General features: G+C 52.4%; 4 protein-coding genes. 2 read left to right on the forward strand and 2 right to left on the reverse strand.

Going from position 1 to position 1,636, the window contains the following annotated elements; genetic code table 11:
• Both FKM52_RS21855 and FKM52_RS21370 read left to right on the forward strand, forming a co-directional pair.
• On the forward strand, window positions 1-364 hold a 364-nt coding region (locus FKM52_RS21855; RefSeq protein WP_425462657.1), incomplete at its 5' end, for a gp53-like domain-containing protein.
• Window positions 365-366: 2 nt separating this feature from the next.
• The gene (locus FKM52_RS21370; RefSeq protein WP_124021222.1) at window positions 367-570 is read left to right on the forward strand and encodes a tail fiber assembly protein; all 204 of its coding nucleotides are present in this window, start codon (window positions 367-369) and stop codon (window positions 568-570) included.
• On the opposite strand, the gene FKM52_RS21375 is transcribed toward FKM52_RS21370, so the two are convergent.
• On the reverse strand, window positions 567-968 hold the full coding sequence (locus FKM52_RS21375) for a tail fiber assembly protein (protein ID WP_141178101.1): 402 nt from the start codon (window positions 966-968) through the stop codon (window positions 567-569). The genes FKM52_RS21370 and FKM52_RS21375 overlap by 4 nt on opposite strands.
• A gap of 4 nt (window positions 969-972) precedes the next feature.
• Window positions 973-1,636: glycine-rich domain-containing protein (locus FKM52_RS21860; RefSeq protein WP_484213157.1), on the reverse strand; the 664-nt coding region annotated here is incomplete at its 5' end.

A 1,636-nucleotide genomic window follows, 5' to 3' on the forward strand; every position in this document is an offset into this window, starting at 1 on the left:
CAAAAACCTTGGTCTGGGAGAAGCGGCAAAAAGGGATGTAGGGACCGGGACAAACCAGATCCCCGACATGAGCAAGTGGACATCGCTGAAAGCGGATTACGGGTGGCGATTGACTCCAGACGGATTTCTGGAGCAGTGGGGGCGCGGAAATTATGGAAACGGCGATGGGGACTTTGTCATCCCGTTCCCGAATCGTTGTGTGTTCGTTTTGATTAGCTCAGATCCGAATGACACATCATATGCTGAGATTTCACAGGCATTCCCTGTCAGTAATTCAAAATTCAGAGTTGGCTGCGCAACCGCAGAAGGTAATAACGTCAATCCGGCGAATTTGACATGTAACTGGTATGCGAAGGGGTGGTGATAATGAATATTTACTTTTATAGCGCGTCAACGAATCAATTTTACCCGACAGTGCTACTCGACGCATACCGTGCAAATGGTGTTTTGCCTGATGATATTAAGCCCGTCGATGACGATATGGCTCTGGAGTTTTTAGGAGTGCCTCCGGAGGGGATGAAACGTGTTGTGGGTAGCAATGGGCTACCCACGTGGGGAATGGCAAATTAAATGGGCAGTTCAGGCCAACTGATATCTGGTGCGGTGCTGGTATCTATTGCAGTCACCGCATCGATATAGTCCATCCAGGCGTTAAGGCTGGCGGATTCACCATCCGTTAGCTTACGGCCCATCAGCAGCTTGGTTTGCCAGACGACAATTCGGCTGGTCGCCGCATCAATACGGGCGCGTTTTTCCGCTTCAGCCTCTGCGACTAATTCATCGTGAGATTTTACCTGCTCGGGAATATCAGGAGCAGTGAAAGTGCCATCAGCATATAACCAGCCAATTCCTACACCATCAGCAGCCGGTATTGCAACGCCATTATCAGGCGACCATTCTGATTCACCATCCCATAAGACGACGTTCACGACGGTGTTATTTTCAATTACTGCGTATGTTTTGCTCATCGCATCACCACTCAATCATCACAATACCAGGCGCACCGTTACCGCCATTTCCACCGCGAGCAGTTAAGGGGGCAGTACCATATTTACCACCGCCTGATCCACCACCGGAGCCGTACCCGGAACCCGCCGTGCCGTCAGTTCCCTGATCCGTTCCCGCACGACCAGCACCACCACCGCCCCCGAACGGCGACGATGCTCCAGGTGCTCCGTTACCCGAACCGACACTTAAATTTCCATCACCACCATAGCTTCCGGTCGGGAAACCCTGCCCGTAACCGCCTCCTGGGGCAGTATTCTGTCCGTTACCGGCATTTACTCCAGGCTGGCCACCATGCAGTGTAATCAGAGAACCAATAACCGTATTACCTCCAGCGGTAGGTGCAGACCCGGTTGCGGTACTGGCAATAGAACCAACCCCACCTGAACCAATGGTGATGTTGATAACAGTTCCCGGTGTAACTGCGAATTTCCTTTTTACAATGGACTCGCCAGCCCCACCAGAACCACCGCCGCCACCAAAGAATGATGAATCACCGCCACCACCTGAACCGCCACCACCTCCCCCCGCAACAGCAGAGATACACAGTTCAGTAACGCCCGCAGGAACAGTGAAGCTTCCACTCGTCGTTAGGGTGGCAAATCCGGTTTCGTGCAAACCAAGGTTTTTG

Origin of the sequence: Mixta tenebrionis, from assembly GCF_006517625.1 — a bacterium.
In the GTDB taxonomy this organism is placed as follows: domain Bacteria; phylum Pseudomonadota; class Gammaproteobacteria; order Enterobacterales; family Enterobacteriaceae; genus Mixta; species Mixta tenebrionis.

Coding starts and splice junctions, on each gene's coding strand:
- FKM52_RS21370 (WP_124021222.1), top strand. CDS start 367: ATGAATATTTACTTTTATAGCGCGTCAACGAATCAATTTTACCCGACA.
- FKM52_RS21375 (WP_141178101.1), bottom strand. CDS start 968: ATGAGCAAAACATACGCAGTAATTGAAAATAACACCGTCGTGAACGTC.